Source organism: Candidatus Accumulibacter contiguus, assembly GCF_036625285.1.
Lineage (GTDB): Bacteria > Pseudomonadota > Gammaproteobacteria > Burkholderiales > Rhodocyclaceae > Accumulibacter > Accumulibacter contiguus.
On record NZ_JAZKUC010000001.1, the window covers coordinates 432,180 to 454,315 of the forward strand.

At 58.5% G+C, this 22,136-nt stretch carries 17 protein-coding genes and 3 pseudogenes; 3 read left to right on the plus strand and 17 right to left on the minus strand.

Features of this window, described 5'->3' with window-relative positions:
- Positions 1–12 precede the first annotated feature (12 nt).
- Entirely contained in the window at positions 13–1,710 is a 1,698-nt protein-coding gene (locus V5B59_RS02100) for a ShlB/FhaC/HecB family hemolysin secretion/activation protein (RefSeq protein ID WP_169072129.1), read from the plus strand.
- Between the two features lie 31 nt (positions 1,711–1,741).
- Here V5B59_RS02100 and V5B59_RS02105 read toward each other — a convergent pair whose 3' ends face one another.
- From V5B59_RS02105 to V5B59_RS02125, 5 genes and pseudogenes are all read right to left on the minus strand, one after another.
- Positions 1,742–4,540, minus strand: a complete 2,799-nt coding sequence (locus tag V5B59_RS02105; RefSeq protein WP_332351523.1) for a tetratricopeptide repeat protein — start codon at positions 4,538–4,540, stop codon at positions 1,742–1,744.
- A 189-nt stretch (positions 4,541–4,729) separates the two neighbouring features.
- Positions 4,730–5,653, minus strand: a complete 924-nt coding sequence (locus V5B59_RS02110) for a hypothetical protein (protein WP_332351391.1) — start codon at positions 5,651–5,653, stop codon at positions 4,730–4,732.
- On the minus strand, positions 5,650–6,072 hold the full coding sequence (locus tag V5B59_RS02115) for a hypothetical protein (RefSeq protein ID WP_034931510.1): 423 nt from the start codon (positions 6,070–6,072) through the stop codon (positions 5,650–5,652). The genes V5B59_RS02110 and V5B59_RS02115 overlap by 4 nt, the downstream gene beginning before the upstream one ends.
- Before the next feature lie 54 nt (positions 6,073–6,126).
- Positions 6,127–7,002 (minus strand): hypothetical protein, encoded by an 876-nt coding sequence (locus V5B59_RS02120; protein ID WP_332351524.1) that lies wholly within the window; start codon positions 7,000–7,002, stop codon positions 6,127–6,129.
- A gap of 315 nt (positions 7,003–7,317) precedes the next feature.
- Positions 7,318–7,566: pseudogene (locus V5B59_RS02125) on the minus strand (ISAzo13-like element transposase-related protein); the annotation flags it as partial.
- Between the two features lie 201 nt (positions 7,567–7,767).
- Here V5B59_RS02125 and V5B59_RS02130 point away from each other — a divergent pair.
- Entirely contained in the window at positions 7,768–9,303 is a 1,536-nt protein-coding gene (locus V5B59_RS02130) for a DUF6399 domain-containing protein (RefSeq protein ID WP_332351228.1), read from the plus strand.
- Between the two features lie 166 nt (positions 9,304–9,469).
- Positions 9,470–10,909 carry an IS66 family transposase gene (tnpC, locus tag V5B59_RS02135; RefSeq protein ID WP_332351525.1) on the plus strand — a complete coding sequence of 480 codons (1,440 nt, stop codon included), beginning with the start codon at positions 9,470–9,472 and terminating at the stop codon, positions 10,907–10,909.
- A gap of 30 nt (positions 10,910–10,939) precedes the next feature.
- Here tnpC and V5B59_RS02140 read toward each other — a convergent pair.
- From V5B59_RS02140 to V5B59_RS02195, 12 genes and pseudogenes are all read right to left on the minus strand, one after another.
- A pseudogene (locus tag V5B59_RS02140) lies at positions 10,940–11,506 on the minus strand (ISAzo13 family transposase); the annotation flags it as partial.
- A gap of 22 nt (positions 11,507–11,528) precedes the next feature.
- Positions 11,529–12,482, minus strand: coding sequence for an ISAzo13 family transposase (locus V5B59_RS02145; protein ID WP_332352159.1), 954 nt, complete (start codon positions 12,480–12,482; stop codon positions 11,529–11,531).
- Positions 12,479–12,700 carry a hypothetical protein gene (locus tag V5B59_RS02150; RefSeq protein WP_248594609.1) on the minus strand — a complete coding sequence of 74 codons (222 nt, stop codon included), beginning with the start codon at positions 12,698–12,700 and terminating at the stop codon, positions 12,479–12,481. The genes V5B59_RS02145 and V5B59_RS02150 overlap by 4 nt, the downstream gene beginning before the upstream one ends.
- Before the next feature lie 127 nt (positions 12,701–12,827).
- Positions 12,828–13,241, minus strand: a pseudogene (locus tag V5B59_RS26460) (ISAzo13-like element transposase-related protein); the annotation flags it as partial.
- A 439-nt stretch (positions 13,242–13,680) separates the two neighbouring features.
- Positions 13,681–13,899: a hypothetical protein gene (locus V5B59_RS02160; RefSeq protein WP_169072067.1), complete on the minus strand. Its 219-nt coding sequence runs from the start codon at positions 13,897–13,899 to the stop codon at positions 13,681–13,683.
- 45 nt (positions 13,900–13,944) lie between these two features.
- The gene (locus V5B59_RS02165; RefSeq protein ID WP_248595094.1) at positions 13,945–14,850 is read right to left on the minus strand and encodes a transporter; all 906 of its coding nucleotides are present in this window, start codon (positions 14,848–14,850) and stop codon (positions 13,945–13,947) included.
- 280 nt (positions 14,851–15,130) lie between these two features.
- Positions 15,131–15,634 carry a hypothetical protein gene (locus tag V5B59_RS02170; protein WP_169072066.1) on the minus strand — a complete coding sequence of 168 codons (504 nt, stop codon included), beginning with the start codon at positions 15,632–15,634 and terminating at the stop codon, positions 15,131–15,133.
- Between the two features lie 12 nt (positions 15,635–15,646).
- A complete protein-coding gene (locus tag V5B59_RS02175) occupies positions 15,647–16,420 on the minus strand; it encodes a DUF2092 domain-containing protein (RefSeq protein ID WP_308240204.1) in 774 nt (257 codons plus the stop codon).
- Positions 16,421–16,531: 111 nt separating this feature from the next.
- Positions 16,532–18,511 (minus strand): alkyl/aryl-sulfatase, encoded by a 1,980-nt coding sequence (locus V5B59_RS02180; protein WP_169072065.1) that lies wholly within the window; start codon positions 18,509–18,511, stop codon positions 16,532–16,534.
- 71 nt (positions 18,512–18,582) lie between these two features.
- A complete protein-coding gene (locus tag V5B59_RS02185; protein WP_332351527.1) occupies positions 18,583–19,146 on the minus strand; it encodes a YSC84-related protein in 564 nt (187 codons plus the stop codon).
- An 85-nt stretch (positions 19,147–19,231) separates the two neighbouring features.
- Positions 19,232–20,218: an HAD family hydrolase gene (locus V5B59_RS02190; protein WP_332351528.1), complete on the minus strand. Its 987-nt coding sequence runs from the start codon at positions 20,216–20,218 to the stop codon at positions 19,232–19,234.
- A gap of 263 nt (positions 20,219–20,481) precedes the next feature.
- Positions 20,482–22,119: an arylsulfatase gene (locus V5B59_RS02195; protein WP_372703816.1), complete on the minus strand. Its 1,638-nt coding sequence runs from the start codon at positions 22,117–22,119 to the stop codon at positions 20,482–20,484.
- Between the last annotated feature and the right edge of the window lie 17 nt (positions 22,120–22,136).

The window sequence follows — 22,136 nt, forward strand, 5'->3', positions numbered from 1 at the left end:
AAGCGAAATCCTATGCGCGTCAAGACAATCCCGGTCGCACTGTTCGGGCTGCTGATGGGGCTGCCGTCAGCCGCCTTCGCGGCCGAGGCGATCGACCATCTCAACGTCCAGGAACCGACGCGTCCGGAATACCTTCCGGGCAAACCCGCTGAGGGCTTTCAATTGCCGCCGGTTTCTCCGGAGCCAACGATTCCTGCGCCGGGAGCGGCTGGCGAGTCGGTATGGATCCATAAAATCCTCTTTCGCGGCAATCGCGTCATCCCGACCAGCGAACTCGACGCGGTCGCCGCGGCGTATGCCGGCCGACCGCTCGATGCGGCCGGACTGGAAGACCTGCGGCAGAAATTGAGCCGCCATTACGTCGATCGGGGCTACATCAATTCCGGCGCCCTGCTGGGCAAGGAGGCCATCGACGGCGACACCGTCACTTTCGACATCGTCGAGGGCCGCTTGAGCGAAGTCCGCCTGCATGGCCTGGAGCGCCTGAACGAAAACTATCTCCGCCAGCGGCTCACCAGGAGCAGTGATGGCGCATTGAACGTCGACACCCTGCGTGAACGTTTCCAGTTGCTGCTCGACGATCCGCTGTTCGAACGCCTGAACGCCCGCCTGATCCCCGACACCCGCCTCGGCGAAGCGATTCTGGACGTCGAGGTGCTGCGGGCGCGCCCGTACCAGCTCGCGGCTTTCGCCAACAACTACCGTCCACCTTCGATCGGTTCCAATGCTTATGGCCTCAGCGGCTGGGTGCGAAACCTGACCGGTCAGGGCGACGTGCTCAATGGCAGCGTGCAGGACTCCACGCAGGGTGGCGCCAACGGCCGTTACAGTGTCGGCTGGCAGATGCCCTTGAACCAGACCGGCACCCGGTTTTCTTTTCAGTTCGAACATGAAGACTCGACGGTGATCGAAGACCCCTTGCAGGATCTGGATATCAAGAGCGTCCTCGACACCCGGGATTTCGGTCTCAGTCAGGTCTTTGTCGAAACGCTGCAGCACAAGCTGACCCTGGGGGTCAACCGCGTCGAAAGGAAGAACAGCACGACCCTGTTGGGGCAGCGGTTCTCGTTCATCCCGGGAGAGCCCGACGGGGTCACCCGGGTGTCGGCCTGGCGTTTCTGGCAGGAATACGCCTATCGGTCCGAAAGTCAGGTGCTGGCGCTACGTTCGACATTCACTTTGGCCCGCAACAATGCTCAGGAAATCGCCGGCCTTCCCGCAGGAACGCCGCAACCGGACAGCCACTACAATATCTGGCTTGGCCAGGCGCAATATGCGCGGCGAGTCCTGGAAAATGGCGCTCAGTTGATCCTGATCGGTAATCTTCAGCAGACCCGGGATCGGCTGTTGCCGCTTGACCGGATGTCGATCGGCGGCGTCTATACGGTGCGCGGCTATCGCGAGAACCAGATGATCCGAGACACCGGCAGCATCGTGAATGTCGAATTCGATTATCCGCTGGTGCGCAATCCGGGCAAGGGATTCAACCTGTCGCTGGTCCCGTTCTACGACTACGGCCGCGGCAAGAACCAGAGTGAAGCCGCCGATACGCTGACCTCGATGGGTCTGCTCACCCGCATGCGCTGGGAGGGCGTCAGCCTGGATTTCAGCTTCGCCAAACGCCTGAGCTATCCCAATTTTGTCCGGAGCAACGGCGGCAATCTTCAGGATAAGGGCATCAACTTTCAGCTCAATTACAATTTCTTTTGAAGCGATTTCCGGGAACCAAGAATGACTGTGATCACTGATTTCCCGCTCCCGAGCCGCGCAGGATTTGTTCGATCCTGGCCATGTCCCGATGCTGGAGTCCCTTGGCCCGAAATACCTTGAAATCCGCCAGTACGACTTCGGCGAAGGTCTTGCCTTCGGGCAGCTTGCTGTCCTTGTATTTCGTATAGATGGCCAGTGCCTGCGCAGTGTGCTTGTCGAACAGATAGCCATGCGCAAGATTGATCTGTATCCAGAGCTGCTGCGGGTCGGCTTCCAGGCCGCGACTGGCACTGGCAATGGCCTCCCGTGGCTGCCGGGCAATCAGTTCGGTCCAGGCGAGATTTCCTTCCGCTCTTGCCCAACCTGACCGGTAAGCCACCTGCTTGGGAAATTCGCGGGTCAGGCGTGCGAAGATTTCGGAGGCCTTCAGGATCAGCACCCGCGCCCCGGCCGCATCGCCACCGCTGCCGCCGAGCAGGATACCGAGATTGTTGTAGCTCTCAGCCAGGTAGCTCCGATATTCCGGCACCTCGGGATGCTCCCGGACCAGCCCTTCCTGCAGGTCCAGGGCTTTCTGGTACGCCGCGCGCGCCGCCGTCGCATCGCCGCCTTCGTTGAGCAGGAGGCCAAGGTTGTTGTAGCTCATCGCCAGCTTGTGCTGGTACTCGACTACCTCGGGATGGTCTCGCGCCAGTCGTTCCCGCAGATCCAGGGCTTTCTGATAGGCCACCCGCGCTGCCGCCGCATCGCCGCCTTCACTGAGCAGGACGCCGAGACTGCTGTAGCTCATCGCCAGGTTGTTCTGGTACTCCGGCACGCCGGGATGGTCTCGCGCCAGCCGTTCCTGGAGGTCCAGAGCTTTCTGGTACGCGGCGCGCGCCGCCGCCGCATCGCCGCCGTCGCTGAGCAGAATGCCAAGATTGTGCTCGCTCAGCGCCAGTCTGCTCTGGTACTCCGGCACCTCGGGATGGTTTCGTGCCAGCCGCTCCAGAAGGTCCAGTGCATTCTGGTACGCTACCCGCGCCGCCACCGTATCACCGCTGTCGCTGAGCAGGAGACCGAGGTTGTTGTAGCTCCTTGCCAGATAGCTCTGATGCTCCGGTACCTCGGGATGGCTGCGGGCCAGCACCGCAAAGTCGGCAATGGCCTGGCGATAAGCGGTTTCGGCATGGCGATGGTCGCCCAACAGGTTCCGGATTTTTGCTGTTCGAAAAGTGGCCGCCGCCAGTTCCGCTCGCATCTGTGGATCTTCCGCCCGTTGTCTGGCGAGATCCTGGTAGAAATTCAGCGCTTTTTCCAGGAGCTGCCGGCGCAGGGGCTCCGATCCAGGCTGGTTGAGCAGGGTTGATTCGCTGACCTGGGTAAAGAAGTGGTCCACGGCTTCGCTGGCCCGTTTGAAGTTGGCCTCGGCCTGGGCCTTCTGGAGTTTTGCTTCCTGCCACTGGACGAAACTGAACACTGCGAAGACCATGACGATGGTGAAGACGGTGGCGACCGCCAGGAAACGCAGGCGTTTATGTCGCCGTGCCCGGCGCTTGCTGAGTTCCACCAGTTCGGCCAGTTCGCCGCGCAGGGCCAGGCGGTTTTCGTAGGGGGGGAGGGTGGCCAGCAGATCGGTTTCCAGCAGCCGACCATGCCTCTGGTATTCGAGCAGCCGGTTTTCCAGGGTCTGGCGCAGGTCCACCAGTTCCTGTTCCAGGCCGCTCATCCACTGGCGGATCTGCTGGGCGAGGGCGTCGTGACGCAATTCGTACCAGTGCTGGTCGGGGTCTTCGCGGACCAGCCGGTCCCCGATCAGGCGCTGCAAGGAGTCGGCAAGCTGGGCGTCAGTGAGTTCCGGGCCGAACTGTCTGGCCCGGATGGCGATATTCTGAAGGTTCCCGAACTGGCGGGTACCCTCGGCGGTCACCAGAGCTTTGAGAATCTGGCGGGCAAGCTCGCTGCCTTCTCCATAACTCTGGACACGCTCTTCGAGAAAGCGGCCCAGGATGGTCTGCACCTGGCCCAATTCCCGGTATGCGCCGAGTGTCAGGCGGGGATGTTCCGGGGCCTCAAGCAGCGCTTTTCGATAGAGTGAATCGAACACCACCTGGAAGACCGGCAATTCCACCTCGCTGCCGCCGCCGCTCAGGTCGGCGAGGATGTGCGAAACCAGGCCCTCTTCCAGGGCAACATCGCAGACCTCACAAGGCCCGACAATCGCGGCTGCGGCGTCACTTCTGGCGAGGTGGCGAATCCATAGACGATTGTGGAACAAGTCTGGCCAGTAAGGTTCCAGTTCACTCGCCCGCGCCAGATATTCTTCCCGCAGGCCGATCACCAATCGGCAGTTCCCTTCCTGTTCCAGCCAGCCCTGCACCGCACGCGCGAAAGCCTGGCGAACACTGGCGGGCTGGAACAGGAAGAATTCCTCGAACTGATCGAACACCAGGACCAGGATCTTGCTCTTTTGCTCGACGACCGCGCGCAGCAGTGCGCCGATTTCCCATTCCGGTGCGTTCCCCAACACCCGTTGCAAGGCCCGCCGCACGGCCTCGAAGGGATCCTGCGCGGTGCGCACCGTGACGAACAATGCCTCTTCGGCAGGGATTTCGCTGCGCAGGCCACATTCGATCAGCGAAGTCTTGCCGGTACCCGATTCCCCATAAACCAGCAGCACCCGGCTATGATAGAAACGGGCGTACAAATCGTGGATTTCGTTGTCGCGCCCGAAAAACAGGCTGCGATCCCCCACGCCGTAGGCATCGAGAAACTTGAAGGGGGAACGCTGCTGCTCCGTTGCCGCACCTACCCCAGCAAACAGGGTGTCCAGGCTTTCTTGCTCATCCATCGTGGCTCCTCAGACCAGCGCTGATGGCGCGGCTGTGGTGTCGCCAAACATCTGCAACAGGATGCTCAGTTCCTCCGCCAGATTGGCGGCCCGCTCGGAATCTCCGCCGCGAAAATTTCCGCCATGCTTGCAGGCCGCGTACTCGGCCTGATGGGTGCGAACGAAAGTGTTGGACGGGGAGTCTCGGTTTTAAGCCGCTCTGCGTAGAGGCTCCGCCCAGCGCTTTTCCCAATAGGTTTCCCACAGCTGGTTATGTCGCATGACACGCAGGTTGATCATGGCTTGAGCCATGTCCGCACGCCACCAAGCCCCTGGGCGCTTGAGGCGGGCCTGCACGAGGTAGCGATGAGAACTCTCGACCTCGCCAGAGCCGACGGGCAGATTCAGCGCAAGTGCGCGGGGGTAGTCCAACTGGTCGAGTCGGTTGGAGAAATAGCGCCAGGCGACGCGCACCGGAGCCTGCGGGTCATCGACCGATGCAGGTTCGAGGTGCAGTTTCATCTCTGCAACCACCTCGCGGGCCTGTCCCAGCAGGAATCGCGCCTTCTGGGAGGCCACCCAATCCTGGGCAGAATCCGGCGCGCAGACCTTGCTGGCTGGGGTCAGATATTCGCAGACGTGGAACAAGTCGACCAGGAAGGTCCCCTGAGTACCGAACAGTTCCTCGATTTGGCTGCTTATCCAAGCCGCCCCGTCGCCAACACAGTGAACCTGGGTCTTGGGGCCAAATCCCAGCGCATCGACCAGCCGCTTCAGGATGGCCCCCGCTTCCCGGGGACCCTCCATCGTCACGCCGGCCTTGGGAACGGCCTCGCCCTGCCGCTGTGCGATACAGACCTTCGCTTCTCGCCAGTGCGTGCGCTTCCCCTTGCGGGCGTCCGCAGCGCCCTCCACGGTCTCGACAAGGGGCACCATTCCGCCGTCCGTCTCCACAATCAGCCTCTTCGCGGTGTTCGATGGGCCCGCCACCGGCAGGCAATCTGCCTCCGTTAATTCACAGGCCACCCGTTCGGTGAGCGTCCGGGGCGCACTGACCGCCAAGTCAACACCGTAGTGCTCCTTGATTTTTGCCGCAACCTGTCCAAAGGGAAGGTCGGCGCCCAAGTCCGTCACGGCGCGCTCCAGTGGCAGAGAATGGCTCCGGCAACGGACACCGGCAGCTTCTGAAAAAGGACGAAGCAGCCGGTTTGTTTCTTTGTGGAGAAAGCATTCCTCCTCCACCATGACCGAGCCGTATGTCGTATACCAGAGAACTTTTTTTTCGCGTGTACCACGACCGGCTCAGCGGCCCGCACCTCGGCTGTCACCGCCTCAGCAACCTGCTCGGCCCATCCCGTCAGAATCTCCTGGCCCGTCCCGCGGAGAATTTCTATCACGCGGCGCTCGGCTTCATCGGCCCGACGCAGATCCCCTTCGGCGTTCTCCACCAACTCCAGCATCTCTAGCACTTTCGCCAGTATCTTTGGATTAGCCTCCAAACGGGCCACCAAGTCTCTGGAATCGCAAGGTTCGATGTGGGAAATCTTAGGCATGGCTTCTCTCCGTGGATGGGTTCCCTACTCTATCGCAACTCTCCGCTAATTTCCTTACGTTTGCTCACGTCGCTGACAATTATCAGAGCGGGACTCGCCCAACACTTTCGTTCGCACCCCGGCCTGATCGGGGTTTTTCATCCCGTTGTAGAAGAAAATATCGGGTGCCTTGCCGGCCTTCGCTTCATACACCAGCAGCGGATCCAGGTTGAGATGGCGACCGCTCTCGCGATGGCTGAGGATCACGGCATGGGAATCGAGGGGGAAGGTCTGCTTGTTGCGGTCGCCTTCGAAATCGCCCGAATTGCCGATCAGCTTCATCAGGCGGTGGCGGAAGACAGGCTCGTGCCGGCGGCGTTTCTCGACGTCGATTTCGCTGATGAAGGTCAATTCATAATCCAGCAGAAACTCCAGTGCTTCCAGTACGGTTTCCAGGTGCTCCTGTGCGCGACCGCAGAGATCCTGGAATTCATGGGCGTGCATGACCTTGATCTTGTCGTGGCTGAGTCCGTTGCGCAAGGTGAGCAGTTCGCCGAGCGCCTTCACCGCCCGGCTGTCGGCCGGCGGGGGATCGAAAAAGAAGCGTCCCATTTCAGGGATCAGAACCATTTCCTGCGGTTCTGTCAGCAGCCAGCGCAGACTTTCCCGAGCCAGGTGCAGCCAGGTTCCCCAGGCGATGCGCTCGAAGCGCAGCCGGAAATCGGCGCGCAGCGCGTGCGGCGGAACGTGCCCGGTCGATTCGGCAAAGTCCCGCGCCTGGCACAGGTTCACGACTCCGAGGAAACGCGTGATGGCTTCACCGGTGCTCAACAGATAGCGCAGCCGGTTCGGGCCGGGGTCCAGGCATTCGTCGGTACGCAACCTGACGAACATGGCTGCCACGGGATACGGGAACCCGTTGATGACTTCGCGAGCATAGCGGTCTTTCATCGAAGCACCCTAGCCACAAGACGATGGTCGTGAGAATATAGGTGAGGCGCTGGGTTTCCAGCGTGCTGGCGGTACGGATGGCATCTTCCAGTTGCGAAACGCGGGTGTGCAGGTTCTGGATGGTATCACCAACGCACCAGCGGGTTTCCAGTGCGGCCCGGAAGGCACGCACGTCGTCGGCCCATCGCGAACCAAGGTGATGGTCCTGGGTTTTGTGCAATCCACGGTTGGTTGGATCAGAGTGCGGATAGCCCGAATGTCATGGTAAATACGGCGCGCCAGCCAAGTATCTGTCCAGAAATAAGTTGTACAAGTTCAAACCGATGGCCGGATGGTGTAGTTCCATTCACCATGAAACTCGGAGCGTTCTATGTGAACTTTATCGAGTTCATCATCAGTCACGTGTATGCCTTTCGCGTAGGTGTTGGTATCCATCTCCGCCTCAATTTTTAGGCCTGCTTGTGTGGTGGTGGCAGCAATCAAATTGACGATGACCTCATGGCTGACCAGAGGCTTTCCTCGCCAATTCATACTGATGTAGCTGAACATCCGATGTTCGATCTTAGGGCTTCCCACTTAAAGCGGGACAGTCATGCTACCGATAGAGTCTGAGGATGAAGGGAGCTGAGGAGATGGGAACTGGTTGCCGCATCTCCTGTATCATCAGTTTTATGACAAAAAAACTCTACGACTCAAGCCATACGGACAACCAGCCGCGTCATTTTTGCCGCACTTACAGACCAGGGAAAACGAAGCCTGCGTGCAGTGGGGGAATTAATTCATCGCCCGAAAAGCAGTGTTCATCGCCACCTGCAAGCGCAAGCCCGTAGGAACCGACATCCTGAATCGGGGTTTTGGGAAACCGAAGAGGGGGAGGCATGGCTGAGATTGCTGGTATTTGCTGTGCTGTACACGTTCGGGCTGCAACATCATGTGGGGGCGGGTGCCTTGTCGGATTTCTTCCAATTGATCCGCCTTCATACCCATGTGGGGGTGTCTCCCAGCGCCTTGCAGACCCAACTCAGCCGGATGGAAGCGCTGTTGCCCCTGTTTCAGCAACAGTGTGAAGCCTCGGTACCGACGCGGACACGCCAAGCGGTGGTGGCCGCGGATGAGACGTTCTTTGGGGAGATTCTGATCTTGGTGCTGATGGATTTGTCCTCGGGCTACCTATTGCTGGAGTCGATTCAGAAGGACCGGGGTTTCGATACCTGGTTTGCCCAGGTGACCCCGCGCCTGGAAGCACTGGGTATCGAAGTCAACCACGCCATCAGTGACCGGGCGAAGGCCCTGATCAAATTAGCGGTCACAGGCTTTGAGTGTACCTCGGGCGCGGATACGTTCCACGAGCAATATGGCCTCAGTCGCTGGTTGTCACCGGCCTTGGGACGTCGAAAAGCCAAGGCGGATCAGTGCTGCGAACTGGCCCAGAAGGCCCTTGATCAGCCGTCGCGCGGAGCCAGTACCGAGGAAAAGGCGGCTTTGGCGGCACAACAGGCCTGTGCCTGGGAAGCCCGCGCGCAAGTGGAACAGGCGCAGCAAGAGTACCAGAAGCAGTTGCTGGGAATCGCCGAGGAAATCCATCCCTTCTCCCTGGAGGAGAATACTCGCACGACGGCGGAGAGCGTAGTGGCAGGACTGGAAACGCGAGCACAGGCCCTGGAAACTCTGGCGGCGCAACAAGGGATCCAGGATACCCGTTCCGCCCTGAAGAAGTTCCGTGCCCAGATCGGCGCCTTATCGAGTCACGTCAGCTTTTGGTGGCTTTGGGTAGAAGAAATCCTGCTGGGCTGGTCTCTGGATGAAGCGACTCGGCAATGGCTGACGAGCAAGCTGTTGCCCGTACTCTATTGGCACTACCAAATGCGGAAAACGCAAAACAGGGTTCACCGGAAACGGTATCAGGAGGCTTGGCAGCGAGCATTAGAGGCCTGGAAAGCAGACCCGTTCCATTCGGGATTCTCCGAGAGTGAGTTGCAGCGCTGGCTAGAATGGGGGGAATGGATGGTGCGACAGTTCCATCGCAGCTCCTCCGCCGTCGAAGGGCGCAATGGCCGCTTGTCCCAGTTGTATCATAACGGGCGAGGTCTGACGAAATGCCGCCTGGCTGCGCTAACGGTTATCCACAACTATGGGGTGAGACGTAGTGACGGCACTATCGCAGCCGAACGTCTGTTTAGCACCTCTTTCCCTGATCTTTTCGATTGGCTGCTCAACCAGATGGGGGAACTTCCCTTACCGAGGAAGTCCCGCCACCGGGTTGTGCATAACCCATTGAAGTTAGAGATTGTCCCGGCTTAAGTGGGAAGCCGATCTTAGTAACTACTCAGGAGTCCTCCGCCAAGCGGACAGGCTGAAGCGTGGCGACGCTCAGGTACTGGAATTTTTGCTCAGAGCGAACGTCCAAGCTTTCAAGAGAACCCAGCATTGACCTCGCAATGGATAGGCTTCGTACAGGTGAGTGGGCATGGACGAGATTCCCGACCTTGAACGACTGAGTGTTGCCGAGAAGGATGATCTGATCCGCGAGCTTTGGCCCTTACGTGCGCTGGTGCGGCAGTTGAGGGGAGAAGTGGAGAAGCTGCAGGCGAAGGTGCAGGAACTGGAAGGTCGAGGGGCCAAGAATAGCCACAATTCGAGCAAACCACCGTCCTCGGATGGGCTGGCCAAGCTGCCGGCCAAGCCCCGTTCGCTGCGCAAACCGGGGCAGCACCCGAATGGCGGACAGCCGGGGCATACTGGACACACGCTCCAGAAGGTAGAAAAGCCGGATCGAGTCGTCGTGCATTTGCCCGCGGCCCACTGCCACGCGTGCCAAGGCCCCCTGGGGGAAGCGACGATGGCCGAGAGCCGGCAGGTGTTCGATCTGCCGCCGTTGCGCTTTGAGGTCACCGAGCATCAAGTTTGGGCGGTGACCTGCGCCTGCGGCGAGGTGTGCCGTGGCGAGTTCCCGGAAGGCGTTTCTTCGCCGCTCCAGTACGGGCCGGCGGCGTTGGCGGCAGCGGTGCATCTGACGCAACACCACATGATGCCGGTGCAACGCACGTCGGAGCTGATGGACGATTTCTTCGGACTGCCGATGGCCGAAGCCACGGTACTCGCCGCCTCACAGGAGGCCGGGGTCCGGCTGACGCCGACGGTGAGCACCATCGGCCAGGCCCTTCAAGTCGCCGATGTCGCGCACGCCGATGAGACCGGGCTGCGTGTCGCCGGCTCGCTGCACTGGATGCACGTCCTGGCGACCACGCTGCTGACCTGGGTCGCCTGCCATGCGAAACGCGGCAAGCAGGCGTTCGATGCCCTGGGAATTCTGCCCGGCTTCCTGGGCACCCTCATTCACGATGGCTGGAAGCCTTATCGTGACCTCCTCTGCAAGCACGGTCTGTGCAATGCCCATCACTTGCGCGAGCTGACCTACCTCTTTGAGGATCTCGGGCAAGCCTGGGCCGGCCGCATGATCGATCTCCTGCGGACGGCCTGTCATGAGGTCGGTCAGACCGGCGCGCCGCTGCCGGAATCCCGCCGGGCGTTCTTCCTGTCCCGCTACGCCGACATTCTCAGTGAAGGGGAAGCCCTCAATCCCCGGGCTCCACCCTCGGGCAAACGCGGGCGTCCCCGGCAAAGCAAGGCGACGAACCTCCTCCTGCGCTTGCGCACCTACACCGACGATGTCTGGCGCTTTGCCACGGATCCCGGCGTTCCGTTCACCAACAACCTGGCCGAGCAAGCCGTGCGCATGTCCAAGGTCAAACAGAAAGTCTCCGGCGGCTTCCGGACCAAGAAGGGGGCCGATGCCTACTGCATCATTCACTCGTATCTCGCAACCATGCACAAGCAGGGCGCCAATCTCTTCCACGCCCTGATCCTCACTTTCCAGGGCCAGCCCCCTCAGCCTCGCCTCGCTTGAGCTTCGGCGTGGTCGCCCTGAGTAGTTACCGATCTTATTCCATTTGCTAGTTCCCGGTGGAAAATGGCAGATCGAGATGCATAGGCCGGTTTGGTCGGCCAGACGCTGTAAAGCGACCTTCCATAACCGTACTCTCGCCCCATTGCTGCCACCACCATCCGCAGTCACCAACAGTTCGGTAGCCCCGGGATAACGAATTCGTCCCATCTTTTCCCACCACCGTCGTAACGTTTCCACCGCAAACTCGGCGGTGTCATGATCGACCCCAACGCTAACCCAACCGGTGTTTGCCGTTGGATCATAGACGCCATAGGGATTCACTTTGCCTAGGGTCTTGTCGATAAAGTCATGAACGCGAACCGGTTCGGGGTTTCCTTTGGGGCGCCACTCTCGGCCTCCATTTTTGAAGTCCCCGACGAGTTCCTTTTTCTTGGTATCGACTGAAACCACAGGCTGTCCCCGTCGTTGGAAATCCTCGACTCGACCGTGAATGTAACGGAATTGAGCATCCCGGTCCGGATGGACGGTGCCTTCCTTGGTCTTTTGATTTCCCTGAAGGCTATAGCCCAACTTATCCAGCAAAACCGCTACGGAACGCCCACGAAATAACTTCCCGGTTTTATGCTGTTGAATTTGGCAGGATGGTGTAATTCCATGGGGGCAGTAGTGCATCGGCGACGATGCGCAGGGATGCCTTGAGATCAAGCGCCGCTTTCCGTCCGGTTTCGTAGACGCGATCGATAATATCGACGGTGACCTGAAGTCCAGTTCGAGTCTGGGTACGCTCGATCAGTTGTTTGACCAGAGGCACGCTTTCAAATACGACGCCTTCGCAAGCGCGCGTGACATGGGGGAAGACGCGGTGCTCAATCGGATTGTGCTTGGAGCAATACGGCGGGAAGTGGGCGATCCGAATTTCCAGCTTGAGCCGATTGGCAAGCGCTTGCAAGTCCTGCTGAAACAACGGCGAGCGTGAGGGGTTGCTGCCACCGCCATCGCACAGAATCAATATCTTATCGGCATTGGGATGATCGTGACGTCCGTGCAAAGACCACCAACGTTCCACGCTGTCACACGCGAACTGCGTGGTGTCATGACTCGTGCCCAGATTGACATGGGCTTTGTTCAAACCGATGTCGTACAAGCCATGCGGTACGACTTTGCCTTCGCTATAGCTGGGAAAGTCATGATCCAGCACGGCCAGGGTCTCTCGGGTGTAAAGCGTGCCGTTCCGGTAAAAATTGCCGAGCATCTCTTTCTTCTTGGTGTCCATGGAGAGTACGGGCTGACCAGCCGCCAGGTACGCGGCCTTGAGCGCTGTGATGTTTTCAAACTGCGGGTTGCGCTCAGGGTGCTGCTTGAACGACGTCTTCTTCTGCGCCTGACGGCGAACAAAGCCATGCTGCTTCAGCAACTGGCGAACAATCCGGCAACTGACCGGGGTTCCCGTCGCGCTAATGCGCCGGGCAATCTCCGGCTGGCGCAGATGGGTCCAACGAATGGCGTGCTGCGGACAGCCCGCCGTATGCTCTCGAACGACGTCCAGAAACGTCGTCGATAATTCGGGCGTCAGGTCGAGCTTACGCTTCCGCCCACCGCCTTTTTTCGGAGCTTATCCCCCGTCGCCTCTTCCGCTATGTCCAGGTCGGCCAGTCCTTGTCGGATCGTCTTGCTATCGATCTCAAACAACTGCGCGATGTACTGCTGGCCCCCATGCCCCAACTTGTCAGACTCCACCGCCGCGTACCGGCGACGATCCTTTTCCGATAGTCGCCGATAGAATTCCTTCATGCGCCGCTCTACGTCTTCCCGGTAATAGCCCACGCTGCATTCCCTTTGCTGTTTTCAGAACAACCAAGCAAGCAAGTGGCATGCCCGAGCGCACAGTCAAAACGGGAAGTTATTTCGTAGGCGTTCCTACGGTCTGACGACCAATCCGGTGGCCTTGTTGTTCAAGGGCCGCCGCCAGTTGACGGGTACTCAGACAGGTCCACCGTAAAGGATTCTCAGGGTCTCCCCGGGTGGTCGGTTCCACCAATCTTTCCAGCGCCGAGAGCAATGTCGGCTCGTGCTCGATCAGCTTCTTGCGTCCACCCCCTGCTTTTCGGACGTGTCTACGAGAACCCGCCGGGTCGTCCTGGGCATGACCGCATTTTTCCGAATACAGCGTCATTCGCGATAGCCCCGTGGCTTTAGCGACGATGCTTTGTCCGCCGTAACCGAGCGCCTCGGCTTCCGCCAACGCCCACACACGACGCCCCCGCTCATCCAAAACCGTGGACACGCGCTCGAACTTCTTACGGATCGTTTCAACTAGCTCGTCATTACTCATGACGAGATCGTCGCCTACTCGTATAAGTTGTACAAGTTATTTCTGGACAGATACCAAGTCGACGGTGGGTAAAATGGCTGGATGGCAACTTTCGGCCAGAAGCGGACGGCGGAGATTCTTCTCCAAAGCCGACGCTGACCCTGAACAATCAACCATAACCGGTCAGTCGGCTGGAGGGATGTCAATTTCCGCTCCTGACCGAGCGGTATGCTCCGGAAAGCAGTCAGCAGGTGTAGGATGGTGTCGGTCGGGAACCGGCCAGGAAACGACCTTCATGCCAACCGTGTCGACGGTCGGCTTCTCGGCCAATGCCGCCGTTGGCCTGGGGCGTGGTGTCGGGCAGGAAAGAGTTGGTTAACTGCCGTTCAACCGCAAACGACAACGAACGGCAGCTTTCCTATCGGGCGAACGCGAACTCCCGACCCAGGTTGTGTAAACTTCAGTTGAGCGCTTCGTCCTTCCAAAACTTCGCTCCCGCCACAGCGCCACCAATCTGGAGGCCATTCTTTGTCAGCGTGTAGTACTTCGCGTGAGGAATGGCATTTCCACCGCTTTGCCCACCAATGGTCTTGCCTGCGGCGTCGGCTTCCCAGGAAAGCCCGGATGCAAAAACGTTGCTTTGGCCGAGCGGCGCAAATCCTGACTTCAAACCGGCCAAACTTGGCCGGTTCGCCGCTCCACCACCATGGGGGGGCGTGCACACCTATTTGGGAAACATGAACTGTACCTGCGCCCGAATTTGCCAGTTCGCCCCATCGTCCGGGGTAACCACGTTGTAGTAGGCCGACAGCTGCGCATTCACCGGCAATTTTCCAAGGTGGAATATCTTCCCTACGCCACCGCCCACAGGCACTGTCCACCGTTGGCTGTCCTCCGCCCTCCAGTTAGCCGTGATGATCGGAGCACTGACCACATATAAGCCCCCCGGGAAGTTGTAATTGACGAAGGGCTGGATCATCCCGTTGTTGTACGAGCCGCCCTGCTTGTCGCCGGATAGCGACCAGATGTTGTTGACTAGCGCGCCATAGACCCACGGGCTCCCCTTTTCGAGGTGCAAGACGACGACAGACGGACCGAGGCCCCAGTTCTTGTTGCCGAGTTCGTTGTCGGTGTTGGTAGGAATCTGCGCAACCGGCCCGACCCCCCAGATCCAGCTCCCGGGCTTGGCCGGCGAAACAAAGGCTGTCAGCACGGTGTCGCCGATGCCGTTGGTGCGGTCGTCACCCGGGTAAAGCCCGGGCATCGAGATCACCGGAACGATGGTGCGCGTGATGATGTTCCAGTCGTCATTGACCGAGATCGGGATGACCGGCTGGATGTTGAGGATGTTCTGCGTTTTCTTCTCAGGCCCGAAGTTGAGGTTGGTATTGTTCTGGAACGGAACGCTGATCAGGTTTCCCACCGGGTTCTGGGCTAGTTTGGCCAGTTCCTCGGCGCTCATTTCGGCATGGGCCGGCGCCAGCATGCTGAGGCTAAGCAGGGCGCAGACAACTACTCTGGCGGGGGAGAAGCCGGAAAGCGCAGCGGCCGGTCCATCCGAACAAATATTCATGGTGATTTCCTTGTCAATTGCTGTGACAGATACTTTGAAAGCGCCATTGGCATTCATCGCGGGTTCCTGTTTTGGAAGGCGAATACCGTCTTCCAGTCGTTCTTCATGCCAATAACATTCCAGCCGCGCTGGTTGGCTTCCGCCATGAGCGCGTCGCTGAAGGTGCAACTCTTTGACTGCGGCCCGTAAGCCAACTTGCGCTTGGCGTTTCTTGATTTACGAAATACTCAAAATGGCTGAGGCATTTTATTGCTCACCCCTTTGTCGCGGTCAACCCGGAAAGACAGGCAAAAACAGGATCGTCGGCGGCCCGGCTAGCGCACGCCGCGCCGAAAGCTCAGTATGGCGGATTAATTACGATATACTGACCGCCCTGAGGCTGGTACCAGGTGGTGCCACATTGCTGGTAAATGATTCCACCGTAGTTCACTGGCACGCAGTTGGGTGGTATGGTCCGGACGATAGAACCGACCACGGCGGCGGTTACCGCAACCGTCGCGGTCACTGCTGCTGCCGTCGCCACCGGGTGATAATAACCGTTGTCCCAACCGCCGCAGCATCCGCCATGGCGGTCCACATCGACGTTGACGTTCCGGTTAACGTTGACGTTCCGATTGACGTTGGTAACGCTGGTGCTGCGAACATTGGATGCACGTACATCGCGCCGGCTGTTGTCGATTTGGCGCTCGCCACCATGGGCCATGCCACCAGCGCGGGCACCGGCATGACCGCCACCGCCAAAGCCGCCGCCTCGTGCTTCGGCGATAGGTGTCATGACGAAACTGGAAAGAACAAGCGCCGCCAGCGGTGCAGCAAACAGCTTTTTGTATGATTTGCTCATGTTGGCGCTCCTTTATTTTTGATCAAGCACGCGGAGTTCAACTGCCGTGCTGCCCTTGGGCGGGGTGAATTTGAAAGTCGATGCAGAGAACGTCGGCTTGAGTTGCCACTCGATCAAGGAAATCGACTGCGGGCGTGCCTCATCGGCCCGGTTGGTAATGACCAGTTTTCGCGGCAGCTTCCTGGTACCGACAGAAATCCACACCTGCCAATCGATGTTGCCCTGACGGAAAGCGTAGTGATCGCACAGATCGTCACCGATAAAGTCCTGCCCGGCATTCATCGCCGATTCGATCTTGTCGAGTGGCGCGAGCGGCGTGCCCCAGGAAAATAGGTCGGACAGCGGCACGTCAATCCCATAGCGTTGCTCCAGGCGGTTGACAAGTTCGTCCAGCGTTCCGGAAAAAGTAGTTGTCGAATACGATTTCTGGGCCGGAGCATAGAGCGTCACAGTCGTGCCGTCATACACCAGTTCGCGCTCGTTCCGTGCACTGATCATCCGCGCACGCATTTTGTTTGGCCGGTCGGCGTACAGTACGGCAGAGGCCGAATGCTGCAATTTTTGTCCATCGGCCAGAACCCGCTCCCCGGTGAGTTCAGTGGCAACCTTGAAGCGCTTCAGGGCCTGCAGATCGCTACCCATGTCCTTGAGCGCCTGCATCGCAGCCGGATCGATGGCAACGACTGCGGCCTGGCCAACGCTTACCGGTTGAGCCGTCTGCGCATACAAGACAGACGCGGCCAAAGTAAACGCCATCAGCGCTAAAGCGGGTTTGGTCAGTGTCACTTCATTCTCCTTGTAGGTGGATGGATGGGAAGCATGGCAATCCCATCCGGTGGCCCACATGCCTTGTGATCAACGGCATGTAGCGCATCATGATTTCCTCACGTTGCCCGCTTAGGGAGTAACGATGTTGAACCAGAACTCAAAGTTGTCGAGGTAGGAAAGCAATTCGTCCAGTTTGGCTTCGCTGCCCGAGAGCTTCACGCTACCTGCTGACATTGCGCTCTTGAGTGTGGTTTGCTTGAGTACGATCTGATTGAGCGCTTCCCGAGAAAGCGTAAGGGTTGCATCTGCATCTTTCGCCTGCAAACCCGGCGTATGGTTCAAAACACCATTGACCATTTCAAGAACGTAGCGCTCTTTAACATCGGTGAAATCGAAGTTCAGAACGATCCGCTTGCCATCAGCTTTTGGTCCGTTCAGGCGCATAGCTAGGTAATCGAAGAACAGGTCAAGACTCATTGCCCGCAAGGTGTCGGGGCTAGAGGTATTCGGTGCGGGGAGTTTAGCCACACCTTCGCGTAGCTCTTTGGCACCGGTGAGATAGAAGTTGCGCCACGGCCCACTCTCAGCCTGGTACCCAAGCTGCTCAAGTGCATCTGCCTGAAGCTCCTTCGCTGCCTTGTTGGTGGGGTCGGCAAAAACCGCGTGGTTCACCACCTCCGCAACCCAGCGGTAATCGCCCTTGTCATAGTACGTCTTTGCCATCTTAAGCAACGCGTCTGTACCGCCCATCATTTCCACATAGCGTTTTGAGGATTCGACTGGCGGCAGCACGTGCAAGGTGGCTGGATTGCCGATAAACCAACCCAGGTAAAGAACATACGTAGCCTTTACGTCGTGATTCAACGATCCGTAGTAGCCGCGATTCGAGAAGCGTGTTCCAACAGCCTTAGGCAACTGGATTTGCTCGGCAATCTCGACCATCGTCTCCCCGTGGTTGGCCAGCCGCAGCGTCTGGTCATTGATGTAACGATACATATCACGCTGGAGGCTAATATGCTCGACGAGTGCCTTTTGACCCCATACCGGCCAGTGGTGCATGGAGAAGACGACCTCTGCCTTGTCGCCCCACATTCCCAGAGCTTCGTTCAGATACTTGGACCAAGCTAGCGGGTCGCGGATCTTGGCTCCTCGCAACGAGTATGTGTTGTGCAGTGTGTGGGTCGCATCTTCGGCGGCATTGATGGCCTTCTTCTCCTTGATGTAGAACAGCATCTCGGAGGGGGCTTCGGTGTTTGGTGCGAACAGGAACTCATAGGTCAGCCCGTCGATGACGCGAGTTTCGCCCGTCTTGGAAATGATTTCCGTCGGCGGAATCAGCGTGACGGTACCTGCGGAAGTCGTGGTGCCGAGGCCGGCACCTACCTGACCCGTGGTGCTTGGCGGCAGAAGATTGCCATACATGTAGCTGGCCCGACGACTCATCGCGTTTCCGGCCATCACGTTCTCGGCGACTGCAGCCTCGAGGAAGCCGACCGGCGCATAAACCTTGACCTTGCCCGCTTTGACCGAAGCCTCGTCGATTACACCGCGCACCCCGCCATAGTGGTCAACGTGGCTATGCGTATAGACAACGGCGACGACCGGCTTCTTCGGCCGATGTTGGTAGTAAAGCTCAAGCGCCCGCTTTGCGGTTTCGGTCGAGATCAGCGGATCGAAAATGGTGATGCCCGACTTGCCCTCGACGATCGTCATGTTGGAAAGATCCTGATTGCGGACCTGGTAGATGCCGGGGACCACTTCGAAGAGGCCTGAAATATTGATCAGTTGCGATTGACGCCACAGGCTTGGGTTGACGGTATCGGGAGTGGCCGAGCCTTCCTTGATGAAGTCGTATTGTTTCGGGTTCCAGACAGGATTTCCCTCTGCGCCCTTGAGCATTTCCTGAGGTAACGGCGCAATGAAACCTTTGTGCGCCAACTCGAACGACGTCTTGTCGGAGAAAGGCAATTCGTTGAGAAGTCGAGCATTCGCCACTTTGGTTGAATCAGTAGCACTCTTGGGTTGTTCTTGCGCATTTACCAATGAAATGCTTTGGGCAAGTGTGAGAGACGCGAAGAGCACCGGAAAGAGTCGATGGAATTGATGCATTTTTTTCCCTCAAATATTGATTATGGAATTGGTATTGTTGGTGCTCCGAATATGCGGACTTGCCTGTCGCCTCAGTTCAAGGCGCTGTCCCTCCAAAACTTCGTTCCGGCCACCGCGCCACCAATCTGGAGTCCATTCTTCGTCAGCGTGTAGTACTTTGCGTGAGGAATGGCATTTCCACCGCTTTGCCCACCAATGGTCTTCCCTGCGGCGCCGGCACCAATCCCGCCGCCGCCGCCAAATTCCCAACCTTTGGCGATGAATTCGTGCATCCCTTTGGTTGTCTGGAAGATGATCAGCGTTTCACTCTCCGACGCGCCAACCTGTGCCCCGATATTTGCCTGGGCCATTTCCATAAAGACGTCTTTTTTCGTCGTGCGGTCATGCACTAAACCCTTGCCGCCTGCACCACCGACCAAGAAGCTCAGACCGTAGGTGGTAAAGACAGCGTAGCCAGGGGCTTTGCTGACTTCGCCTTTGATTTTGGGCTCTGCCTTATAGAATTTCTCCAGGCTCGCCTGTGTTACGTTACGGATCTCCGCTTGCTTGCTCGCCTTGTTGTCCTGAGCGATGGCACTGCCAGTCACAAAAGACAATGAAACCGCTGCGACGGTAAATAGATGATGGAGTTTCATGGTTAATCCTTAATTATCAAGTTGGCATGCTCTGGTTTTTCTGCGGCTTCCCGCAGTTGCTGTAAGTCAATCAAAGTGCTCAGGATCAGTTGTCGAAGGCAAACACTTTTTTCCAGTCGTTCTTCATGCTGATGACGGTCCAGCCACGCTGGTTGGCTTCCGCCATGAGCGCATCGCTGAACGTGCCGATCTTCGATTCCGGTCCGTAAGCCCATTCGCGTTTGGCATCGTCGTGGTGCACCAGCATCATCAAGCGTGCGCCACTGCCGGCCTGCGTCCATTCGAGCATCTGCTGGTCGCCGTCGGAGTTGCCGAAGGCGGCAATCGGCCGGCGACCGATATGCGCGTTGATGCCGACGGGCTTGCCCGTCTTGTCGTCGATGAAGTTGATCTCCGGCAGGCGAACGAGCGTCGGCTTGCCGGAACGGACTTCCCATTGGGTCTTGATGCTGCTGCCGACGACCTGTTCGGGCGGAACGCCATAGACTTTTTCGGTCCACGGCCGCATGAATTCGATACCGCCGCCGGAAACGATGAAGGTCTTGAATCCGTTGGCGCGCAGGTAGGTCAGCACTTCTAGCATGGGCTGATAGACCATTTCCGTATAGAGCTTGCCGGTCTTGGGATGCCGGGCCGTCGCAAGCCAGTCCTTAACGGTTTTCTCGAACTCCTCGGTCGTCATGCCGGCGTGCGTGGCCATGACGATTTCCAGGAGCGCTTTTTCGCCGCCAGCCATGACGCCCTTCAGGTCGCCCTTGAGCAACGAGGCAAACGGCTCTTGCGTCTGCCATTCCGGATGCTGCGGCGCTAGCGCCTTGACGCGATCAATCGCGAAAAGCAACTGAAAATAGACCGGCTGTTCGGCCCACAGCGTGCCATCGTTATCGAAGGTGGCGATGCGTTGCGGCGCCGGCACAAAATCCGGCGAACCTGCCTTTGTAACCTTGGTGACGAAGTTGACTATGGATTGCTTGGCCTTGCCATCGTTCCAGGAGGGCAGGGGATCGGCGGCAAAGGCCGAATTCGCGAACAGCACCACTGCGAACAGTGCATTGACGAGCAGATTCCGCATGTCGATTTCCTTCGTGAATCGTAACTACTCAGGTCAAAATGTTATGCAAAAACAATTGGTTAGAAACAGGCGAACAATGGCATAAACTTGCAACCACTTGATTCTAAAGCAATCCCATTCGTCATTATGTTATTTCAATGCTCGCAACGTGTTGATTTTTAACAAGATGCAGTAGCTGAGTAGTTACCGTGAATCATGAAAATGGCGGGGCGCATCTTCAAAGATAGCCTCGCCATCGGGTGATAACTCAATTGGCGGAAACCTCAGTTTCCGCTCGGCAAGCCGATGTGGATGCCGTCCTTCATGAGTTGCTCGCGGATGTATTTGAACTTTTCGTACTTGGACAACTCGACCGGTCCGTCATAACCCTCACTTTGCAGCTTGCGTGGCGGATATTTGACATAAGTCTTCATCAGGTCTTCGATCGCCTTGCTGATGGTGACCAGGGTCCAGGTACGCTCGGTGTAGTTGTTCATGAAGATGTCGTAGCGTTCCTGCGGGTCCTGCCAGAGATCGAACACTTGGGGAACGGTGGCCACATATTTTTGCGCTCCCTTCCATCCCAGGTTGCTGTCGACTGCCAAGCCACCCGTAGGTTGCCCGTTGTCGCCACGCAGGTTGAAGACGGCCTTGTAGTTACCGACCCGTGCTGCGCCCGGTGTGAGTTCGTTCTCGGTGAAGTAGAACCATTCGTTGCGCGGCGACTTGCCGGTGCCGAAGAGTACCGGGCTGAGGTCGTAGCTGTCGAAAATGATCGGGTTGCCTTCACGGTCGTTCTGCGGGAGCTTGACCCCGGCGAGGGCGGCGAACGTGGCCATGTAGTCCAGCCCGCCGACGATCTCGTGATTCACACTCCCCGGCTTGATGTTCGGCCCGACGGCAATCGCGGGCACACGGTTGCCGCCTTCGCGCACCGTTCCCTTGGTGCCACGGAACGGGGTATATCCGGCATCGGGATAAACGTCCTGCCAGGCGCCGTTGTCCGTGGTCCAGAAGATGTAGGTGTTCTTGTCGAGGCCGAGTTGGCGGACCTTTTCGATGACACGGCCGATCCGGGTGTCGTTCTCGACGATGGAATCGGCATACTTGCTCTTTGACATCGACTTGAGCTGGAAGTCCGGGTGCGGCATGTTTGGCTGGTGCACCTTCATGAAATTGACGCTCATGAAGAACGGTTTGCTCGATTTGGCCGCCTTGTCCAGATACTCCACAGCCGCCTTCTCGACATATTCGTCGAAGTACGGAATGCCGACCACGCCCTTGTCCGGGGTGTTGACGTACTGACCGTTGATCTTGAAGTCTTCGGTCACCTTGCCGCCCGCCGTGCCGGACAATGCGCCCTTGGTGACTTGCTGGAACATGGCACGCAACTTCGGATCCATGTCGGGGAACCAGGTCGGGTCAGCGTAGGTGTAAGCATTCAGATGGTAGAGCCCGACATATTTCATTTCGTCGTAGCCCTGCGCCGTGGGCAAGGCGTAATCGGCTTCACCCAAGTGCCACTTGCCGGTGAAGAAGGTTTGGTAGCCCCCTTGCTTGAGCACGGAAGCCAGCGTCCATTCCGCCTTGGGCAGCCCGCCGCCCTGACCCTGGAAGGCCACGGTGGTCATGCCGCTGCGGTTGGGGATGCGTCCGGTCTGCACCGCAGCGCGGCCCGGCGTACAACTCGGCTGCGCATAGAACGAGTAGAAGGTCATCCCTTCCTTGGAGAGCCGATCCAGACTCGGGGTCGGCATGCCGCGCCCTGCACCACCGCCATAGGCCCCGGCGTCTCCATAGCCGAAATCGTCGGACAGAATCAGGATGATGTTGGGTTGCTTGGGCGTCTGGCTGGCTTGCGCCTGTGCCGACGAGATTCCTGCAGCCGCCAGAGCCGAAGATGCCAGCGCGATGCCGAGCATACGGACGATAGGGTGTG

Excerpts from the sequence above, each read along its gene's own strand:
- V5B59_RS02190 (WP_332351528.1), bottom strand. The coding sequence starts at position 20,218 with ATGCGGAATCTGCTCGTCAATGCACTGTTCGCAGTGGTGCTGTTCGCG.
- V5B59_RS02185 (WP_332351527.1), bottom strand. The coding sequence starts at position 19,146 with ATGAAACTCCATCATCTATTTACCGTCGCAGCGGTTTCATTGTCTTTT.
- V5B59_RS02100 (WP_169072129.1), top strand. The coding sequence starts at position 13 with ATGCGCGTCAAGACAATCCCGGTCGCACTGTTCGGGCTGCTGATGGGG.
- V5B59_RS02180 (WP_169072065.1), bottom strand. The coding sequence starts at position 18,511 with ATGCATCAATTCCATCGACTCTTTCCGGTGCTCTTCGCGTCTCTCACA.
- V5B59_RS02105 (WP_332351523.1), bottom strand. The coding sequence starts at position 4,540 with ATGGATGAGCAAGAAAGCCTGGACACCCTGTTTGCTGGGGTAGGTGCG.
- V5B59_RS02195 (WP_372703816.1), bottom strand. The coding sequence starts at position 22,119 with ATGCTCGGCATCGCGCTGGCATCTTCGGCTCTGGCGGCTGCAGGAATC.
- V5B59_RS02115 (WP_034931510.1), bottom strand. The coding sequence starts at position 6,072 with ATGCCTAAGATTTCCCACATCGAACCTTGCGATTCCAGAGACTTGGTG.
- V5B59_RS02150 (WP_248594609.1), bottom strand. The coding sequence starts at position 12,700 with ATGAAGGAATTCTATCGGCGACTATCGGAAAAGGATCGTCGCCGGTAC.
- V5B59_RS02170 (WP_169072066.1), bottom strand. The coding sequence starts at position 15,634 with ATGAGCAAATCATACAAAAAGCTGTTTGCTGCACCGCTGGCGGCGCTT.
- V5B59_RS02165 (WP_248595094.1), bottom strand. The coding sequence starts at position 14,850 with ATGAATGCCAATGGCGCTTTCAAAGTATCTGTCACAGCAATTGACAAG.
- V5B59_RS02120 (WP_332351524.1), bottom strand. The coding sequence starts at position 7,002 with ATGAAAGACCGCTATGCTCGCGAAGTCATCAACGGGTTCCCGTATCCC.
- tnpC (WP_332351525.1), top strand. The coding sequence starts at position 9,470 with ATGGACGAGATTCCCGACCTTGAACGACTGAGTGTTGCCGAGAAGGAT.